A 16,514-nucleotide genomic window follows, 5' to 3' on the forward strand; every position below is an offset into this window, starting at 1 on the left:
CATGCCACTAAACATCGAGGAATTTACTGATGGCAACGCGACTTCCAAATGTCCCGATTACAATACCATAAATCAAAAAGAACACAACGATCTGACTAACGACTAACGCTGGAGAGGCCAAATTCGCGGAGATCGGCATCAGTGCGTTCCCACTCAGATAGCCAAGCACATAAAAATAACCAGTCCGAATGGCCAATGTCGCCGCTAACGCGGCGATAATGCCGAGAATCGCTCCTTCCAATAAGAAAGGTGCCCGTATATATCCGTCTGTCGCTCCGACATATTTCATAATACCGATTTCCTTTCGGCGAGCAAAGACCGTCAACTTAATCGTGTTGTAAATCAGGAAATAAGAAATAACGGAAAGCACAATGACAACCACCAAGCAAAGCATATTGACAAAATGACTGAAGTTTGTTAGCGCCTTGATATAATCTCGGCCGTATTTGATATATTCAATCCCGACGGATCCATTATTATACTTCGAAATATCATTTTTAATTTTTTGAAGATTATCTGCATTTTTAGCACGAATGATGATAGAATCCGGCATCGGGTTGTTTTTGCGGTTAAAACCGCTCATTAAATCAGACGAGTTTTGAAGTGATGCCGAAAATTTCTTTAAAGCCTGGCTTTTCGACTCATAAGTTACTTTTTGCACCAAATCATTTCGTTTCATCCGGTTCATCAAAGCATCTTTTTGCTGCTCAGTATGATTCTGTGTCAAAAAAACCTGAATTTGTAATTCATCCTCAACATTGGAAGTGACCTGATGAATATTCATGGTTAACACCAAAAAGATGCCGAGGATAATCAAAGCGGCCGTTATTGCCAATATGGACGCAAGACTCATCAACGAATTGCGCCGCAGACTCTGCGCTGCATCTCTGATCGTTGAACGTCTCAAATTAAACATTCTGGATACCACCTTTAACGCTATCGCCCGTTAGGAATCCGCCCTCAAGGGTTAAAACCCGTTTATTAAGCGTTTTGACAATGTTCATATCGTGGGTAACCACAACGACCGTTGTCCCATGCCGATTAATTTCCAGCAAAATGCGCATAATATCTTTCGATGTTTCCGGATCGAGATTCCCTGTCGGTTCATCACAAATCAAAATACTTGGATTATTGATGATCGCTCTGGCGATAACCACCCGCTGCTGCTCACCGCCCGATAACTCGTGAGGATAATGATACATGCGATCTGACAGCCCCACCATACTCAGCGCCAATGGAACCTTTTTACGTATTTTCTTTTCCGGCCGGCCAATGATTTCCATAGCATAGGCCACATTTTCATACACATTCTTGTTTTCTAAAAGCCGAAAATCCTGAAAAACAACCCCTAATTTTCTTCGCAAATACGGAATTTCCTTTTTTGTTAACTGCGAAATATCATGGCCTTTGATTTTAACAACACCACTGGTCGCATCAATTTCTCTTAACAGCAATTTGATGAAAGTCGATTTTCCAGCACCACTTCGTCCTACTAAAAAGACAAATTCGCCATTATCAATAAATAAATTAACATCCTTTAAAGCGTCTTTTTCATTCTTTTCATATGTTTTGGTCACATCAACAAATTCTATCATTACTATCTATACCACGCTTTCTTAATCTATTTTTCGTACATCTTGAACATACCGTTAACGCAAACGCAAAATTCCATCTGAATTAAACGCATTTATTATACCGCATGAGCTGTAAATATACAAATCCAATCAAGATTTATTCAAGATTTTAGATCAAAAAAATTACGTGCCGAAGAGTTTTGCCTTGCGACACGCAATTTTAAATATTAAAAATACCTGCTTCATTTCTTAAAGCAATCCACTAAATCAAGCCTTTCCCAAGGCAGATCTAAATCGTTTCTGCCGAAGTGACCATAAGCGGCTGTCTGTTTATAAATGGGTCTTCTCAAATCCAGGTTTTTGATGATTGCATCTGGCCTAAGATCGACATTTTCTTCAATCAAAGCAACAATTTGATCATCCGAAATGGTGCCTGTCCCAAAGGTATCAACATAAATTGAAACAGGCTTCGCCACGCCGATCGCATATGCCAGCTGGACTTCTGCACGCTTTGCCAAACCGGCGGCAACAATATTCTTAGCAACCCATCGCGCTGCATATGCTGCCGAACGGTCGACTTTTGTCGGATCCTTCCCGGAAAATGCACCGCCGCCGTGCCGACCGACGCCACCGTAAGTATCAACAATGATTTTTCTCCCGGTCAAACCGGCATCCCCCTGCGGCCCCCCGACCACAAAACGACCGGTCGGATTAACAAAGATCTTAGTATTCTCATCCATCATATCGGCATCGACGACCGCTTTAATCACGTGCTCAATGATGTCTCGGCGAATGGTTTCGGCATCGGCTTTGGCGCTGTGCTGAGTGGAAATAACCACGGTATCCACACGAGCTGGTTTATCATCCTGATATTCAACGGTCACTTGGGATTTCCCATCAGGACGCAAATATGCCAGTGTACCGTTTTTCCGGACTTCTGTTAATTTTTTCGTCAGTTTGTGTGCCAAAGAAATCGGCATCGGCATATATTCTTCTGTTTCGTCACAAGCATAGCCGAACATCATTCCCTGATCCCCGGCGCCGGTATTAAGATCACCGCCTTCTTTGGATTCCAAAGATCGATCAACCCCCATAGCGATATCCGGTGATTGTTCATCAATTGACGTTAACACCGCACAGGTATCACAGTCAAATCCGTATTTAGCGCGATCATAGCCAATTTCCCGAATCGTTTCGCGGACCACCTTAGGAATATCCACATAACAACCCGTCGTAATTTCACCTGTGACCAAAACCAATCCTGTTGCAACAGACGTTTCACAGGCCACACGCCCCATCGGATCCTCTGACAAAATGGCATCCAGCACTGCATCCGAAACTTGGTCACAGATTTTATCCGGATGACCTTCGGTGACCGATTCTGAAGTAAATAATCTCTTCATGCTTTCTCCTTTCAACGATTAAAATCATAATTAAATGTCGCCTATAAAAAAATCCCACGGCAAAGCTTGGGATTTTATGAATCCCATCACTCAGATTTCTGAAGGTATTGGCACCATGCAAAAGCTGGTTGCCGGGTTTCATCGGGCCTTTCCCTCCACCACTCTGGATAGGTCAATATTCAATTATGGTGAACATAGTAACGTTCTGAAAACTGTTTGTCAAGTAGCATCACAATTTTTCATGCGCTTCAAGCCATGGCGGCCTCAATCGCGTCCGCCTCTTTGATGATTTGTTGTGACAAAACAACTGGCCCGTCGTCCGCGATCAGAATGTCATCTTCAATTCGAATCCCCACGGCTCGATCAGCCATATAAAGACCGGGCTCACAGGTTATCACCATGCCCGGTTCTAATTTCAATGCGCGGCTTTCACATAAATCGTGTGTGTCCAACCCCAACGAATGACCGATGCCATGATAATAATAATCATCAATCGTCGCATTCTTAGCAAATAATCCCGTTTCGCTACCATATTGCCAAAGCAATTCCCGAGACACCTGCTGCACGTCCTTCATTTCTGCCCCGGCCTGATAATAGGTGATGATTTCTTTTTGTGCTTGGAGAACCGCATTATATAATTTTTTTTGATCTTTCATATAGCGGCCGCCCACCGGAAACGTACGACTGATATCGGCGCAGTAGCCGCGATAGCGAGCGCCAAGATCAAATAAAACCATGGTGTGATCTTTTAGAATATTTCGATTGGTCATATAATGCAAGATCGGACCATTTTCTCCCGATGCGGCGATGGTTTCAAACGAAACCTCCTCAGATCCGTGATCATAAACCATATATTCGAAAAGACCTTCCATCTGATATTCATATTGACCAGGCTGCATCTGTTTCAAAATCGCATGAATCCCTTTGTCGGTAATATCAATCGCGCGACGCAGCATCGCCACTTCATAATCGTCTTTAATCAGACGGAGTTCTGACAACATCGGCATCAAACCCTTGAAGGAGTAACCTTCAATATCCAAGACTTGATGCGCCGGCAGGGTGTCGTCCATATAAAGTGTCTTTTCTTTGACTTCAGCCAGAAACCATTTATCAAAGTTTTCAAGATAATCAACTGCGTCAATATCTGAAATTTGTTTAGCCTCTGCCGCAGTAAGATAACGGCCAAACCATTTTTCTTTGTCTGGATCCGGCTTTCTGATAAAAAGATGACTGTGAATCGTTCCACCGTCTTTTGCCATTACGAAAATTCCCTCTGGCTCGGTTAATCCCGTAAAATAAAAATAATTATTGTTTACGCAAAAAGGATAATTTTCATCTAATGATTTGGTCACTTCCCTGCCGGCATAGATAATGGCTGCGGCTTCCCCCGGCAGCATTCCTGCCAATTTTTTCCGACGTTGTCTATAATAATCTTCCGCTCTCAAGCATGTCTTTTCTTCCTCGATCGTCATAATATTTTCACACTTTCTTATATCGAGTCAATTAGTAACTTTAATTTTAATTGCTATAACACATATTTTTCAATCAGTTTTGCAGCACCATCCTCGTCGTTACTCCATGGACCAACCGCGTCCGCCTCAGATTTTAAAATGGACGCGGCATTGCCTACCGCCATCCCAAGCCCCACGCCGCGAATCATGGGCAAATCATTTTCACTGTCACCGATCGCGGCCACTTCATCCATCGACAAGCCATAATGCCGGCATAAAAAATTCAGGGCTTGAAATTTATTCATTTCATTCGATGCGATTTCCATAATGGTGCGGCCACCGTGATAAACACTCATCCCTGAAACATGAATTTGCCGGACCTTCGCCATCTCCATCCTATTTTTACAATAAAAAATAAAACGCAACGGATTTTCAATCTCGGATAAATCGTCAACCGGATAAACATAGCGGCGTCGGACTGTTGTTTGTGCAGCATAAAGATGCTTCATTTCCGGATATTGGCGTTCATAATAAACATTCAATCCGTCCGCAATATAAGCTTTAAGCCGATACCTGCGAATTTGCGCCAACACCGCTTTTACCTGAGCCTTCGTCATCTTGCCCAAACGCCACAATAATTTTTCTTCGGTAAAAATGGTTCCGCCGCCATCACCGATCTGCGGCGAATGTTCTATCCCGAGATGCAGATTTTTTACAAAAATCAATTGCGATTCTAAAAAACGACCGCTGGCGGTCACCACGCGAATGTCGCGATTCATACACTCTTGAAGCACTTCCCGAGTTCTTTCCGTAAAACGTTTATCCGTTGTCAAGAGTGTATCGTCCAGATCCAACGCCATTAACCGAATCTTTTTCTGGGCCTTCATAATCTTCTATGGCGCACTAACAGCCATCAGACCAAAAGCACACAGCAATGTCACAATCACGCCGGCGATTGCCGATCCTAAAACAACAGAAAGCACCCCTCGCTTAAAATCCATTTCAATAAGTGAGGCCGCAAGGCAGCCCGTCCAAACACCGGTTCCCGGCAATGGAATGGCCACAAATATCATAAGTCCCCAAAATTTGTATTTGGTAATCTGCTGAGATTTATTAATTCCCCGCGTATGAATCCATTCTGCCATACGTCTTAACACACCCTTCTTTGTGCGCATCCAGGTGAGAATGGCCGGAATAAATTTTAAAATAAAAGGGGCCGGCAAAATGGAACCAAGCCATGCCAAAAGAAAAACATTAAGATAAGGCATGTGCAGCATTAGCGTGCCCCAGGGAATCGCCCCCCGCAATTCTACGATAGGCACAAAGGCAATAACAAAAACCTCCAGCCAATTAGGCAAAAAAGAAAAAAATTGGATGATTGTGTGTGCCACTAAAAATCTCCTTTCGTAATGAATTGTCATTTTTTTTGTGATAAAATAAATTTGTTTATTCATTGTACCGCAATTCATAAAAATTTCAATAAATACTGCTTAGAAAGGCTTGCGCATGAAATCAATGATGCAGAAAATTCTCAGTCCAATGCGAAGGGCCATCCAACAATTCGATATGATCTCGCCAGGCGATCGCATAGCCATTGGCATCTCCGGCGGCAAGGACAGTATGGCGCTGTTGGCTGCAATGGCTCGTTATCAAAAATTTTCACCTATTCCCTTTGAACTAGAAGCCATCACGCTGGATGCAGGACTGGAAGGGATGGATTTCTCTCCGATAGCTGATTATTGTCGACACATCAACGTGCCCTACACCATTAAAAAATCTGCCATCACCAAGGTTGTCTTTGATATCCGGCAAGAGAAAAATCCTTGTGCACTCTGTGCGCGCATGCGGCGCGGTGCCCTGCATAATCTTTCCAAGGAACTGGGCTGCAATAAAATTGCTCTCGGGCACCACTCGGATGACGTGGTCGAAACTTTTTTTCTCAGTCTGCTTTATGAGAGCCGCATCAACACCTTTATGCCGGTGGCTTATCTTGACCGCAAGCAGATTACGCTGATCCGTCCGCTGGTTTTCGTCAAGGAAAAGGATATTATCTTTGATAAAACCTGCCAGCGCCTGCCGCTGATAAAAAGCACCTGTCCTGCCGACGGTCACACCAAACGCCAAACTGTTAAGAATATGCTCGAACAGCTCAAAAAAGAAATTCCAGATCTAAATCCGAGGATTATAAGTGCGATTCAAAATAAAAATCAAATGCGACTATGGTTTTAAAACTCTAATTTCGGAGGGAATCGATGAATGAAAAAATTTTAGTGGTGGATGACGAAAAGGCCATCGTCGACCTTATCAAAATGGAACTGACCTTTGAAGGTTATCAGGTCATCACAGCTTTTGACGGCGAAGAGGCCCTCGCCAAATCCTTTGAATCCTATCCTGATCTGATTGTGCTTGATATTATGCTACCGAAAAAAAACGGCTATGATGTTTGTAAAGAGATCCAACAGAAATTGGATATTCCCATCATCTTGCTCACAGCAAAAACCGATATTGTTGACAAAGTATTAGGCCTAGAACTCGGTGCCGATGATTACTTAACCAAACCTTTTGACAATCGTGAATTATTGGCGCGAATCAAAGCGCATTTACGCCGAGCAAAAAAAATCACGACCGCCGATATGCAATCCGCCAAAATTATTAACGGTCCGCTTTACATCATCCCGGATGAGCGAATTGTTAAACTTGACGACCATGAAATTCACCTGACACCAAAGGAATTTGATCTGCTTCTGCTTTTGGCATCTCATTTGGAACAGGTTTTTCCCCGAGATGAATTGCTCAAAGAAATTTGGGGATACGATTATTATGGTGACACACGAACAGTTGACATGCATATTCAGCGCATCCGCCGCAAGATTGATATCCATCCAAACAAATTAATTCAAACGGTTTTTGGTATCGGCTATAAAATGAGGAAAGTATAATGCGTCAGTCTTACCGCAACCGCATGGTCCTCTACAACTTTTTTGCTTATCTTTCCATCTTCTCCATTATCCTGATTATGTTGATTCAAGGAACCCTTTTTATTGGACTTTCCCGTCGCATTGCCCGCGCTGAACAGATGCATCGAGATACCATTCTTTTTATTCGCCAGGAAAAGGGCTACGGCCACCTCGATGCTCAAGACCTTCACGCTGCGTATCAAAAAAATGCATCCGCCTGGGCCAGGTCGTTATTCCAGCTGGAAAATACCAATACCAACATCTTTCTTTGGAACCGAAACCAAGAACTGTTGGGCACTTCTTCCCAGCACAATCAAGATTTTAATAACAGCATTCAACCAATATCCGCTAAGTTAAAAACCATTCATCAAAGTTCCTTTTATTATCACAGCCACGGTGATAAGCCTTATCTTTTATACATCTCGCCGTTAAAGGTGAACGGCCATGTCCTCGGTTATCTGGGAATTTATTTCTCACTTAATGCGCTCAATGCGATGCTCATGCACATTATTCGATTATATTTATTGGCTGCAAGTTTGAGTCTTTCTATCCTGCTGGCTATCATTTTTCGCCTTTCGAAATATCTTATGGTCCCTATCACCGATCTTACCCAAATCGCTCACAAAATGACCAAAGGTGAATATAACGTCCAAATCAGTTATGGCCGAAAAGATGAAATTGGCCAATTAGCACAGGTTTTCAATCAGATGGCAGCCAACACAGCCCACGTAATCCGACAATTGGATATGGAACGCCAACGTTTAGCGTCCGTATTGGCCGCCTTTGATGACGGCGTTTTAGCCCTCGATCGCGATGGCACCATCATCACGTCCAACGCTTATATCAAAAAATACTTTAATGTCACCAATCCTAAAACCATTTATGACTTCCAATTTCAATCGTTTTTGCGCGATATTTTTGATCAACTGCGCAATGGTAAAAATCATATCTCAGAAGAAATTGACTGCGACGACCGATCACTTTTGATCATCGGCAGCCCTATCGGCGGCGTCGGTGTCGAGGAAAACTATTTGCTGATCATCCGAAACGCGACCGCAACCAAGCAATTTCACGAAGATCAGCGAAAATTCATCAGTTCTGTTTCTCACGAACTGCGCACGCCGTTAACCACCATCATCGGCTACACCGATATGTTAACGCGGCGGCATATTGTCGACGGCCAAATTCTCGAAAATTCTTTGAATACCATCAATCATGAAGGCAATCGATTGTTGCGTCTTGTGGATGATTTGCTCAATGCCAACCGGCTCGATCTTAGAGAATTTGACGTGCGTCGGACCAATCTTGACCTCCACAATTTACTCTCGGACGTCATTGATCAGATGCACATTAAAGCCGGGCCCCGCGGGATTGCCATCACCTATAAATCAGATGATCACTTGCCGGAGATCCTTGGCGATTATGACCGTTTGGCCCAATTATTTATCAATATCCTGCACAATGCCATTAAGTATTCCAATGACGGCGATATTATTGACGTGGTTTCTACCGTTGATTCCAATTATTTGGTAACTTCCATTCGCGACTACGGTATCGGCATGTCCGATAATGAACTTCAAAAAATTTTTGATGCTTTTTACCGCGTCGACGAAGATCGTTCCCGCAGCAGCGGCGAGGGTGGCGCCGGTCTCGGCCTTTATTTGGTAAAGCAGATCGCCGAAAAACATCATGGGCGTATTCAAATTGAGAGCAAATTGGGAGAAGGCACCAACGTGATGGTCTTGCTGCCTTACATCGGCGCTTATGAACAGGAGGAGAATCCTCATGCACCACAATAATACAACACTTCAATTCAGACACATCAAGTTCATCTTGTGGGCGGGGCTTATCTTTGCTGTCTTTTTTCTCTGTTCAGGATGCCGCGCAATTTTTATCCCGGTTGATCAAATTCGCGCCCTCTCAAGCCGTAAAGCCTATCAGTCTGTGCCAGCAAATATTCGCGTCGCCAATTTTTCACAAATCGGTTACGGCCATATCCAAGCCATCAATCCCAAGCAATCTGTTTTGCTGGTTACCAATGCCTCTACCGTTCCGCCTGTTGCCTACACGGTAAATCTGCTCAATCCGCAAAATGGTTCCAATCAAAATTTTATCACCTCAGATAAACAAGCGACGGCAACGGTTTTTCAAGGCGATGGTAAAGGCGTGTATTACCTCAACGCACAAAACACCGCTTCAAACGGCTCCCACCGTTATCAATTAGTGTGGTCTTCGCTCAACCGTGCCTTGACCAAAGCGCTCTCTCTTCCCGGCGAATCCGTGCAGCCGGCATTGTGTGCGACCGACGAAACGCATTTACTTTATGCTGACCAGTCCGGGCATCTGATCGTCATTGATTCGCATCAAAATCGTCGGGTATTCAACCTGCCCCTGCCATTAATTATTTCAAAAATATATTGCATTCCCCAAACGCATCAGCTGTTTTTTTTAGGACAGAAAAAGAATGACGATATTCCAACCTTTTATACTACCGTCTTAAAAAATTATCCGCGTGCAAAACGGCAGCCGCTAAAATTGCAGATCATTGACCACAAGGTTACCGATTTTGATTGGATGAACCAAGACCATCGCCTTGTTTATCTGCGAACAATGGATTGTCAAAGGCAGATCAAAACGTATTCGCTCAAAACGTTACAAATCAAGAAAATAACGACCGGATATTTCTATCGGATAACGGCATTGAAGCGCGACGCAGTCATTGTGTCCCAAGGACATGGCTCCACGTTTTCTAATGCTGCAACTCTCCAATACATTGATCTTAATACAAAACAGCAAAAACAGCTCACCTCACCCCTTCGATTATCATCATCTGTTTTTAGTCACCAAAAAAAGAAAAGCAGTACACTTTTCTTTTCCGTTGAAATCCCGGATAAAAGCAATCGCGGAAATGAAGCCATCTATCGCATTGATCTAAAGTAAGCCAAAAAGCCTCAGTCACTAAATAACTGAGACTTTTTGCATTTTATCGGGCTTTAAAAATATCTGAAAATGAAATAAACAAGTCTTTATAGATCCCAACTTTAATTCGCTGCGGCGTGTCGTAAATTTTAGGAACGAATCCATGCTTTCCAAAATCGTAATCCAAGATCACTTTTTTCTCTGGATCGACAATCCAATATTCACGAACGCCAACTTCGGCATAAATTCCTGTTTTCATTAGATAAGTCATTTCTTCCTCATCCGGCGAAACCACCTCAATAATCCAGTCAGGAAAAGAACTCCCGTTAATCGTCACGGAAAGAGACGGCCGCAGTTGTGTTTTTTCCATGGCTTCGATTTTTAAAACACCGTTCATATCACCAATGGTATCCAAGGGGCGATGACTCAAACGGTATTGTCCCAAAATGGATTGGAAGAACTTGACAATGGCCTTCGCATTTGTATCAACTGTGTTTTTAGCATATTCTACACCATTGATTAATTCTCCCTGCACGGCTGGCATTTTTTCATCCGATTCCGCTTCGTCAGCTATTAACGGCTCATCCATCTGGCGACTCAAAATCTCTGTTGTTTCCGGCGATTGTTTTTTTTCTATTTTCATTCGCATAGATCTCCTTTTATCTTTTTCCGTTTTAAAGGGCATCTCCTTTGATCCTGCCAACTTCTGACTCCAATTCCTTTTTTAAAAGGATGAGCTGAATGAGATCCTCCTTTGCAGAAATAACTTGAAATTCTTGTTCATAGGCGTCAGCTAAAGTCCCTTGCTTTAGCTTGCGCAAATTGAGGATATTATCCAGTATATCATTAACCGTCCCGGATTTCATTTTAAAAAGTTTTTGCGCTGATAAAATTTCATCTCGGATTACTGCCATTTCATTATCCAAGCGGTTAACCGTTCCTGCCGTGTTGGTCAGGCGTTCCCGAATCACACGGGGCACGCGGCCTTTGTATTTATAATTCAGTGAATGCTCAATGACTGACCAAAAGTTCATTGCCAATGTCCGAATTTGAATTTCCACAAACACTTCCCGATACCCTAATGAACTGATCACCGGGTAACTGATGATCATGTGATAACTTTGATAACCGCTTTCTTTGGGATGACCTTGCCCACTTTGGAAAAGAGAATGATCTTCCCCTCGTAAATAATTTTTTATTTGAACGACTTTCAGATCTTTTCCGTCTCGATCAAAAAACATATTGGACACTTCATAAATATCCTCAATAAATTGGCAGATAATGCGAATACCCGCAATGTCTCGAATTTTATCTTCCACTTCGTCGACATCGTAGTCGTATTTATTGATCTTTTCAAGAATGCTCGAAATCGACTTTACCCGGCCGGTCACCGTCTCAATGGGTGAATTTTCTCCGAGTTGCATACTCTGTTGCCGTAAATGATTGATTTTCAGCAAGAGCTCATCAACCGCTTGTTGATAGGGAATCAGAAGCGTTTGCCAATTTTGTGTTTTCATTTTTGATCTCCCCGTCAATTCATACAATCTGACAATTTTTCCCGGTCTGCCTTCAGGAAGTCCCCTTGCTTTAAGCCAACCTCAACCATCTCATCCACCAACTGATCCCGAATCTTCCACCAACTCGTATTCCAATTTGTCAAGATCGAGTCCCGTTTTGGTGCCCGTCCAATAATTCGCTGCAGTGCAATTTTAGGATCTAAATAACCCAAAAATAATTTAGCTCGATGCAGATACGTTTCAAGGGATAACAGATGCACCTCTTTCAAGGCAATCATTTTTGCCAACTCGGTTCCCTTTTCGATATAAAGCGAATGGCACTTAACAAAATCATTTTTTACTACAGATAGGAGTTTTGCACCTTCAATGATGTCCAGATCGTCATCCCAGGGCAAATCCAAAATCATATGTGTACACAGCTGCAGCCCAGCTGATTTTATACGAAGCGCGGTATCAATATAGTCAACCAACCCATGCCCCCGATTCAATTCTTGAAGGGAATGCGCATTGACACTCTGAAGTCCTAGCTCAATAACAATATCGATATGATGTTGCTGTTTAAAATCCTTCAACCAATCAATTTGTTGATTCGTGACACAGTCCGGCCGCGTCGAAATAGCAATTCCCACCACATCATCTTCGAGACAGGCCGTGATATTTTTCTTGAATTGATCAAAGGGCAAATAGGTGTTCGAAAAATCTTGGAGAAAAGGAATAAATTTTCGAGCATGATACCGCTTGCCAATATAAGCTTTATTGATCTCAAGCTGTTCTGAAATATTGATTGATCCTCGCAGTGTTTCATTCCCGCCACCAAACGCACCACAAAAAATACAGCCTCCATACCCGATTTTACCATCACGATTGGGACACGTTCCCGCTGCATTAATTGGAATTTTATAAACTTTTTCTCCATAGTGTGTTTTAAGCCACTGGGAATAGGGGTAATAGGGAAACTCTGTCAATTGATCTGAAAAGCGGGTTGTCGCTATACTTTGATCTTTTAGATCCTTCTGTTTCATTTTAACAACGCTGATTTTTTAGAAAAACTGATAAACGCCGATTGTATACCATCATACAATCGGCGCCTTACCGACATATTATCTATTTGTAAGATTATAAAAACTTTTTAACACATTCCGGAATGTCTGTTTCTTCACAACTTAGGCTGAGTACGAATTTGATTTCCTGCTTTTTTTGAATCGTGTCTAAACGCTTTAACAAACCTTCTATATCCTGCGGACCATCGGCATCGAGAATTCTCAACACATTATCGATATAAATGGTGTCAATGTCATAATTGCCACCGATCACGCCACAAATGAAGCCATAAAGTTCAGCTTCCCCTTTAATTGCAAATTCATCGGAATTAACGAAACGAATCTGCGTATCAACTGTCACTCTGTATTTATCGCGATCGTTAATAAAAAGAACTTGACCTTTCGCGTTTTCGATTTCGCCATTGGCCATATCAATCATTCTCTTTGTCTTACCGCTTCCTTTTGCTCCGTAAACAAATTCAATCATTAGTAGACACCTGCTTTCTAAGTTGTTAATTCAATTATAACGGTGAAAACGATAATATACAATCCTTTTTTATCAATTTTAGTTATTTTTATATTCTCTGTATCTCACACTGTCATCATTCATTTAATAAATAAGTTAGTGTAAAAAGGCTATCCGTGATATTCACATTTTCAACCATCACGCCTTTAGGCACATCCAAATCTAATGGTACAAAGTTCATAATGGCCTTAATGCCGGCCCTGCAAATTCGATTAGCCGTCCCCTGACCGATTGTCCGCGGTACACAGAGAATCGCAATGCTGATATTATTTCCGGCAAGGAATTCTTCCAATTGGTCCATGTGGAGAATCGGGATCCCGTCACGGGATTTGCCGACTTTTTGGGGATCAATATCAAACATGGCTTTAATGCGAATCCCTTGATTCTTAAACCCTTCATAGTGTGAAATGGCCCGACCTAAATTCCCCGCGCCGATAATTACACAATTATACGGTCGGTCAATCCCTAAAATTTTTATAATGGCGTTCTTTAAATCTTCTACCTTATAGCCATAGCCTTGTTGGCCGTAAGCGCCAAACGAATTCAAATCCTGACGAATCTGAGATGCCGTTAGCCCCATCAAATCAGCAAGCTCTTTCGATGAAATCTTTTCAAAACCTCGCTCACTTAAATCATTTAAGTAACGATAATATTTAGGAAGCCTCTTTACCACGCTCATCGAGACTTTCTTTGCATAACTCTGCATTCTTATTCTCCTCTATATGTCATCTATGCATACTCGTTTTGAGGTGATTATATCAATTTGTGAAAAAAGAATCAATTCATTATTATGTCATAAAGATGCATCTTTTAGCAATCAAAGATGACAAATTGACGCGTTTTCTGTTATCATGAGAAACATCAAATATCAGAGGATTCAACATGTTACTATCAATTCAACATTTAAATTTTGGCTATGGCAGCCACACTATTTTTGAAGATTTATCTATCACTGTACAAGAAAAAGAAAAAATCGGTTTGATCGGCGGCAACGGCAGCGGCAAGACCACTTTCTTTAATTTACTCACCTGCTCTTTACTGCCAGACAACGGCACCATTCATCTCAAGCAAGGCATTACTATCGGTTATCTTCGACAGGATCCGCAATTTAAGGCCGGCCAGACGCTGCATACCTTTTTTCTATCACACTTTTCAACACTCTTGGAGATGGAACATCAAATGCAGGTCCTGCAGGACCGCATTGATCGCGCATCTATCAATGAACAGGCTACCTTAGCGCAAAAGCTCAGTAAAATTCAAGAAGCCTATGCTAAAAAGGGTGGCTATGAATATCCTAGTCGCATTCGCGGCGTGACAATCGGGCTTGGCTTTAAACTAACGGATTTAAAAAAATCCATTGATACTTTCAGCGGCGGTCAAAAAACACGCATCGCCCTCGGCGCTCTGCTTCTGTCCACACCCGATTTGCTGATGCTCGACGAACCGACCAATTATCTCGATTTGCAAACCGTCGCATGGCTCGAAAACTATCTTAAATCGTATCCGAATGCGTTTATCATCATCTCCCATGACCGTTATTTTTTAAATCATGTCTGCTCGCGCATCATCGAAATCACTAATCATCAATTTTTGTCTTTTGAAGGCAATTATTCAGACTTTCTCGTCAAAAAACGCAAATATGATCGGGCAAGGCAGACTGCTATTGCCCGCAACAACAAAGAAATGGCGCGTCAGCAAGGTATTATCGATCAATTGCGATCGCGTCATTCCGTTAAAAATATCAAGCGTGCCAAAAGCCGGGAAACAAAACTTGCTAAAATGACTTATTTTCAGGAAGTGCACGATCACGAAATCAAATTACGCTTTGAGCCGCCGGTACGTTCCGCTGATGATGTTCTCAAAGTTTCCCATTTGGTCAAAATTTTTGATCGGCAAACGGTCATTCAGGATCTGTCTTTCGAAGTCTTTCGCGGCGATAAAATCGGTATCATCGGACCTAACGGTGTCGGCAAATCCACCCTTCTTAAGCTCTTAATGCGCCAGTTCCCTGCCGACAGCGGACGGCTGCTCTTCGGGCAAAAGGTTCAGACCGGTTATTACAGTCAAGAAGCCGCAGACTCCGATGCTTACGGTGCCGCGACCCTCATCGATGCGCTTCGTTCCGTTGACACGCATCTATCTGATGGAGCAATTCGTCGGATTCTCGCGCGTTTTCTGTTTACCGGCGACAGTGTTTTTAAAGCAACTGCCGATTTATCCGGCGGCGAGATGGCACGCCTGCGCCTGGCGATGCTGATGATTTCCGATGCCAATTTTCTTTTATTGGACGAACCGACCAACCACATCGACATGGCCACCAAAGAAATCCTTGAAGATGCCCTTGCTGATTACGAAGGCACCCTTTTAGCCGTCTCTCACGACCGATACTTTCTCAATAGAATAGCCACTAAAATTTTGGCACTTTCTCCTGCGGGTGCCACCCTATTTGAAGGGAATTACGATGATTATTACCAGCATCTGTCTCAAATGTCGGCTGTCCAGCAAAAGGAATCTTTCAGCGCATCCAAAAAAACCAAAACAGCTGAGCGCAAGAATGCCAAGGCTGCAAGGGCGCTTGAACAAAACCGAAGACAAAAAAAGAATCTATTAAAAACGCTTGAAAAAAAGATTGAGGCCTGTGATGGCAAAATTGCCGACCTCGAATCATTGATGTGTCAGCCCGATTTTTATAATGATACCGAACAAGCATCCCAAATCACCCATGATTACGACGTTTTAAAAAAAGAATCCAATCAATTACTAAGCCAATGGGAGGATCTTGCCTTGGATTTAGAAAATGCATAAACTGATTTCGCGATTGTCGCCTGGAAGATTTCTTGATATCATCAAATAAAAAAGAAAGAGAAAAATTATGCTGAATTTAGATAATGACGAAAAAAAGTTTTGAACACTCTCTTTAAGGATGTACGTCACACGACCCGCAATGAAATGATCTATGTCCTGTATGCGGCCAAGCCGGAACCAATCACCCCGGATGCTGAATACATCAAATTGATCATCAATCCGCTGATTCAAAAAATTTATGATGCCGATCCAAAAGAGATGGCTGAAACTTTTGATGCGATCCCTTTCGATGTCGATTAACCATTTTATTCCAGTCAAAAAC

General features: G+C 42.5%; 17 protein-coding genes and 1 riboswitch. Of the genes, 6 read left to right on the forward strand and 11 right to left on the reverse strand.

Annotated elements, in window-relative coordinates:
• Positions 1 to 7: 7 nt before the first annotated feature.
• From ftsX to V3C63_RS07400, 6 genes are all read right to left on the reverse strand, one after another.
• Positions 8 to 916 carry a permease-like cell division protein FtsX gene (gene ftsX / locus V3C63_RS07375; RefSeq protein WP_329887153.1) on the reverse strand — a complete coding sequence of 303 codons (909 nt, stop codon included), beginning with the start codon at positions 914 to 916 and terminating at the stop codon, positions 8 to 10.
• Complete coding sequence (gene ftsE / locus V3C63_RS07380; protein ID WP_329887154.1) at positions 909 to 1,595, reverse strand: cell division ATP-binding protein FtsE; 687 nt, start codon at positions 1,593 to 1,595, stop codon at positions 909 to 911. Before ftsE ends, ftsX begins: the two co-directional genes overlap by 8 nt.
• A 221-nt stretch (positions 1,596 to 1,816) precedes the next feature.
• Positions 1,817 to 2,977 (reverse strand): methionine adenosyltransferase, encoded by a 1,161-nt coding sequence (gene metK, locus V3C63_RS07385; protein WP_329887155.1) that lies wholly within the window; start codon positions 2,975 to 2,977, stop codon positions 1,817 to 1,819.
• A gap of 80 nt (positions 2,978 to 3,057) precedes the next feature.
• Positions 3,058 to 3,151, reverse strand: a riboswitch (SAM riboswitch).
• Between the two features lie 74 nt (positions 3,152 to 3,225).
• Positions 3,226 to 4,449, reverse strand: a complete 1,224-nt coding sequence (locus V3C63_RS07390) for an aminopeptidase P N-terminal domain-containing protein (protein ID WP_329887156.1) — start codon at positions 4,447 to 4,449, stop codon at positions 3,226 to 3,228.
• Positions 4,450 to 4,502: 53 nt separating this feature from the next.
• On the reverse strand, positions 4,503 to 5,315 hold the full coding sequence (locus V3C63_RS07395) for an HAD-IIB family hydrolase (RefSeq protein WP_329887157.1): 813 nt from the start codon (positions 5,313 to 5,315) through the stop codon (positions 4,503 to 4,505).
• 6 nt (positions 5,316 to 5,321) lie between these two features.
• The gene (locus tag V3C63_RS07400) at positions 5,322 to 5,882 is read right to left on the reverse strand and encodes a COG2426 family protein (protein ID WP_329887158.1); all 561 of its coding nucleotides are present in this window, start codon (positions 5,880 to 5,882) and stop codon (positions 5,322 to 5,324) included.
• A 64-nt stretch (positions 5,883 to 5,946) separates the two neighbouring features.
• Here V3C63_RS07400 and V3C63_RS07405 point away from each other — a divergent pair, with 64 nt between their 5' ends.
• The 4 genes from V3C63_RS07405 to V3C63_RS07420 are packed head-to-tail and all read left to right on the forward strand — an operon-like array spanning position 5,947 to position 10,325.
• Positions 5,947 to 6,657 carry a tRNA 2-thiocytidine biosynthesis TtcA family protein gene (locus tag V3C63_RS07405; RefSeq protein ID WP_329887188.1) on the forward strand — a complete coding sequence of 237 codons (711 nt, stop codon included), beginning with the start codon at positions 5,947 to 5,949 and terminating at the stop codon, positions 6,655 to 6,657.
• Between the two features lie 23 nt (positions 6,658 to 6,680).
• On the forward strand, positions 6,681 to 7,367 hold the full coding sequence (locus V3C63_RS07410) for a response regulator transcription factor (protein WP_329887159.1): 687 nt from the start codon (positions 6,681 to 6,683) through the stop codon (positions 7,365 to 7,367).
• Positions 7,367 to 9,184: a HAMP domain-containing sensor histidine kinase gene (locus V3C63_RS07415; protein WP_329887160.1), complete on the forward strand. Its 1,818-nt coding sequence runs from the start codon at positions 7,367 to 7,369 to the stop codon at positions 9,182 to 9,184. Before V3C63_RS07410 ends, V3C63_RS07415 begins: the two co-directional genes overlap by 1 nt.
• The gene (locus V3C63_RS07420) at positions 9,171 to 10,325 is read left to right on the forward strand and encodes a hypothetical protein (RefSeq protein WP_329887161.1); all 1,155 of its coding nucleotides are present in this window, start codon (positions 9,171 to 9,173) and stop codon (positions 10,323 to 10,325) included. The genes V3C63_RS07415 and V3C63_RS07420 overlap by 14 nt, the downstream gene beginning before the upstream one ends.
• A gap of 43 nt (positions 10,326 to 10,368) precedes the next feature.
• On the opposite strand, the gene V3C63_RS07425 is transcribed toward V3C63_RS07420, so the two are convergent.
• From V3C63_RS07425 to V3C63_RS07445, 5 genes are all read right to left on the reverse strand, one after another.
• A complete protein-coding gene (locus tag V3C63_RS07425) occupies positions 10,369 to 10,947 on the reverse strand; it encodes a Uma2 family endonuclease (protein ID WP_329887162.1) in 579 nt (192 codons plus the stop codon).
• A 31-nt stretch (positions 10,948 to 10,978) separates the two neighbouring features.
• Positions 10,979 to 11,821, reverse strand: a complete 843-nt coding sequence (locus V3C63_RS07430) for a GTP pyrophosphokinase (protein WP_329887163.1) — start codon at positions 11,819 to 11,821, stop codon at positions 10,979 to 10,981.
• 14 nt (positions 11,822 to 11,835) lie between these two features.
• On the reverse strand, positions 11,836 to 12,843 hold the full coding sequence (mnmL, locus tag V3C63_RS07435) for a tRNA modification radical SAM protein MnmL/YtqA (protein WP_329887164.1): 1,008 nt from the start codon (positions 12,841 to 12,843) through the stop codon (positions 11,836 to 11,838).
• Between the two features lie 94 nt (positions 12,844 to 12,937).
• A complete protein-coding gene (locus tag V3C63_RS07440; protein WP_329887165.1) occupies positions 12,938 to 13,348 on the reverse strand; it encodes a hypothetical protein in 411 nt (136 codons plus the stop codon).
• A gap of 115 nt (positions 13,349 to 13,463) precedes the next feature.
• Positions 13,464 to 14,093 carry a redox-sensing transcriptional repressor Rex gene (locus V3C63_RS07445; RefSeq protein ID WP_329887166.1) on the reverse strand — a complete coding sequence of 210 codons (630 nt, stop codon included), beginning with the start codon at positions 14,091 to 14,093 and terminating at the stop codon, positions 13,464 to 13,466.
• A gap of 176 nt (positions 14,094 to 14,269) precedes the next feature.
• On the opposite strand from V3C63_RS07445, the gene abc-f reads away from it, so the two are divergent.
• Together abc-f and V3C63_RS07455 are read left to right on the forward strand one after the other, a co-directional pair.
• Positions 14,270 to 16,192, forward strand: a complete 1,923-nt coding sequence (gene abc-f / locus V3C63_RS07450) for a ribosomal protection-like ABC-F family protein (RefSeq protein WP_329887167.1) — start codon at positions 14,270 to 14,272, stop codon at positions 16,190 to 16,192.
• A 99-nt stretch (positions 16,193 to 16,291) separates the two neighbouring features.
• Entirely contained in the window at positions 16,292 to 16,492 is a 201-nt protein-coding gene (locus tag V3C63_RS07455) for a hypothetical protein (protein WP_329887168.1), read from the forward strand.
• Positions 16,493 to 16,514: the final 22 nt, after the last annotated feature.

It is taken from the genome of Pseudoramibacter faecis (assembly GCF_036289405.1).
GTDB lineage: Bacteria > Bacillota > Clostridia > Eubacteriales > Eubacteriaceae > Pseudoramibacter > Pseudoramibacter faecis.

Bases quoted from the DNA above. Each gene is read 5' to 3' on its own strand.
- V3C63_RS07395 (WP_329887157.1), bottom strand. From the start codon at position 5,315: ATGAAGGCCCAGAAAAAGATTCGGTTAATGGCGTTGGATCTGGACGAT.
- abc-f (WP_329887167.1), top strand. From the start codon at position 14,270: ATGTTACTATCAATTCAACATTTAAATTTTGGCTATGGCAGCCACACT.
- V3C63_RS07405 (WP_329887188.1), top strand. From the start codon at position 5,947: ATGCAGAAAATTCTCAGTCCAATGCGAAGGGCCATCCAACAATTCGAT.
- metK (WP_329887155.1), bottom strand. From the start codon at position 2,977: ATGAAGAGATTATTTACTTCAGAATCGGTCACCGAAGGTCATCCGGAT.
- V3C63_RS07415 (WP_329887160.1), top strand. From the start codon at position 7,367: ATGCGTCAGTCTTACCGCAACCGCATGGTCCTCTACAACTTTTTTGCT.
- ftsX (WP_329887153.1), bottom strand. From the start codon at position 916: ATGTTTAATTTGAGACGTTCAACGATCAGAGATGCAGCGCAGAGTCTG.
- V3C63_RS07445 (WP_329887166.1), bottom strand. From the start codon at position 14,093: ATGCAGAGTTATGCAAAGAAAGTCTCGATGAGCGTGGTAAAGAGGCTT.
- V3C63_RS07440 (WP_329887165.1), bottom strand. From the start codon at position 13,348: ATGATTGAATTTGTTTACGGAGCAAAAGGAAGCGGTAAGACAAAGAGA.
- V3C63_RS07400 (WP_329887158.1), bottom strand. From the start codon at position 5,882: ATGAATAAACAAATTTATTTTATCACAAAAAAAATGACAATTCATTAC.
- V3C63_RS07430 (WP_329887163.1), bottom strand. From the start codon at position 11,821: ATGAAAACACAAAATTGGCAAACGCTTCTGATTCCCTATCAACAAGCG.
- mnmL (WP_329887164.1), bottom strand. From the start codon at position 12,843: ATGAAACAGAAGGATCTAAAAGATCAAAGTATAGCGACAACCCGCTTT.
- V3C63_RS07420 (WP_329887161.1), top strand. From the start codon at position 9,171: ATGCACCACAATAATACAACACTTCAATTCAGACACATCAAGTTCATC.
- V3C63_RS07410 (WP_329887159.1), top strand. From the start codon at position 6,681: ATGAATGAAAAAATTTTAGTGGTGGATGACGAAAAGGCCATCGTCGAC.
- V3C63_RS07425 (WP_329887162.1), bottom strand. From the start codon at position 10,947: ATGAAAATAGAAAAAAAACAATCGCCGGAAACAACAGAGATTTTGAGT.
- V3C63_RS07390 (WP_329887156.1), bottom strand. From the start codon at position 4,449: ATGACGATCGAGGAAGAAAAGACATGCTTGAGAGCGGAAGATTATTAT.
- ftsE (WP_329887154.1), bottom strand. From the start codon at position 1,595: ATGATAGAATTTGTTGATGTGACCAAAACATATGAAAAGAATGAAAAA.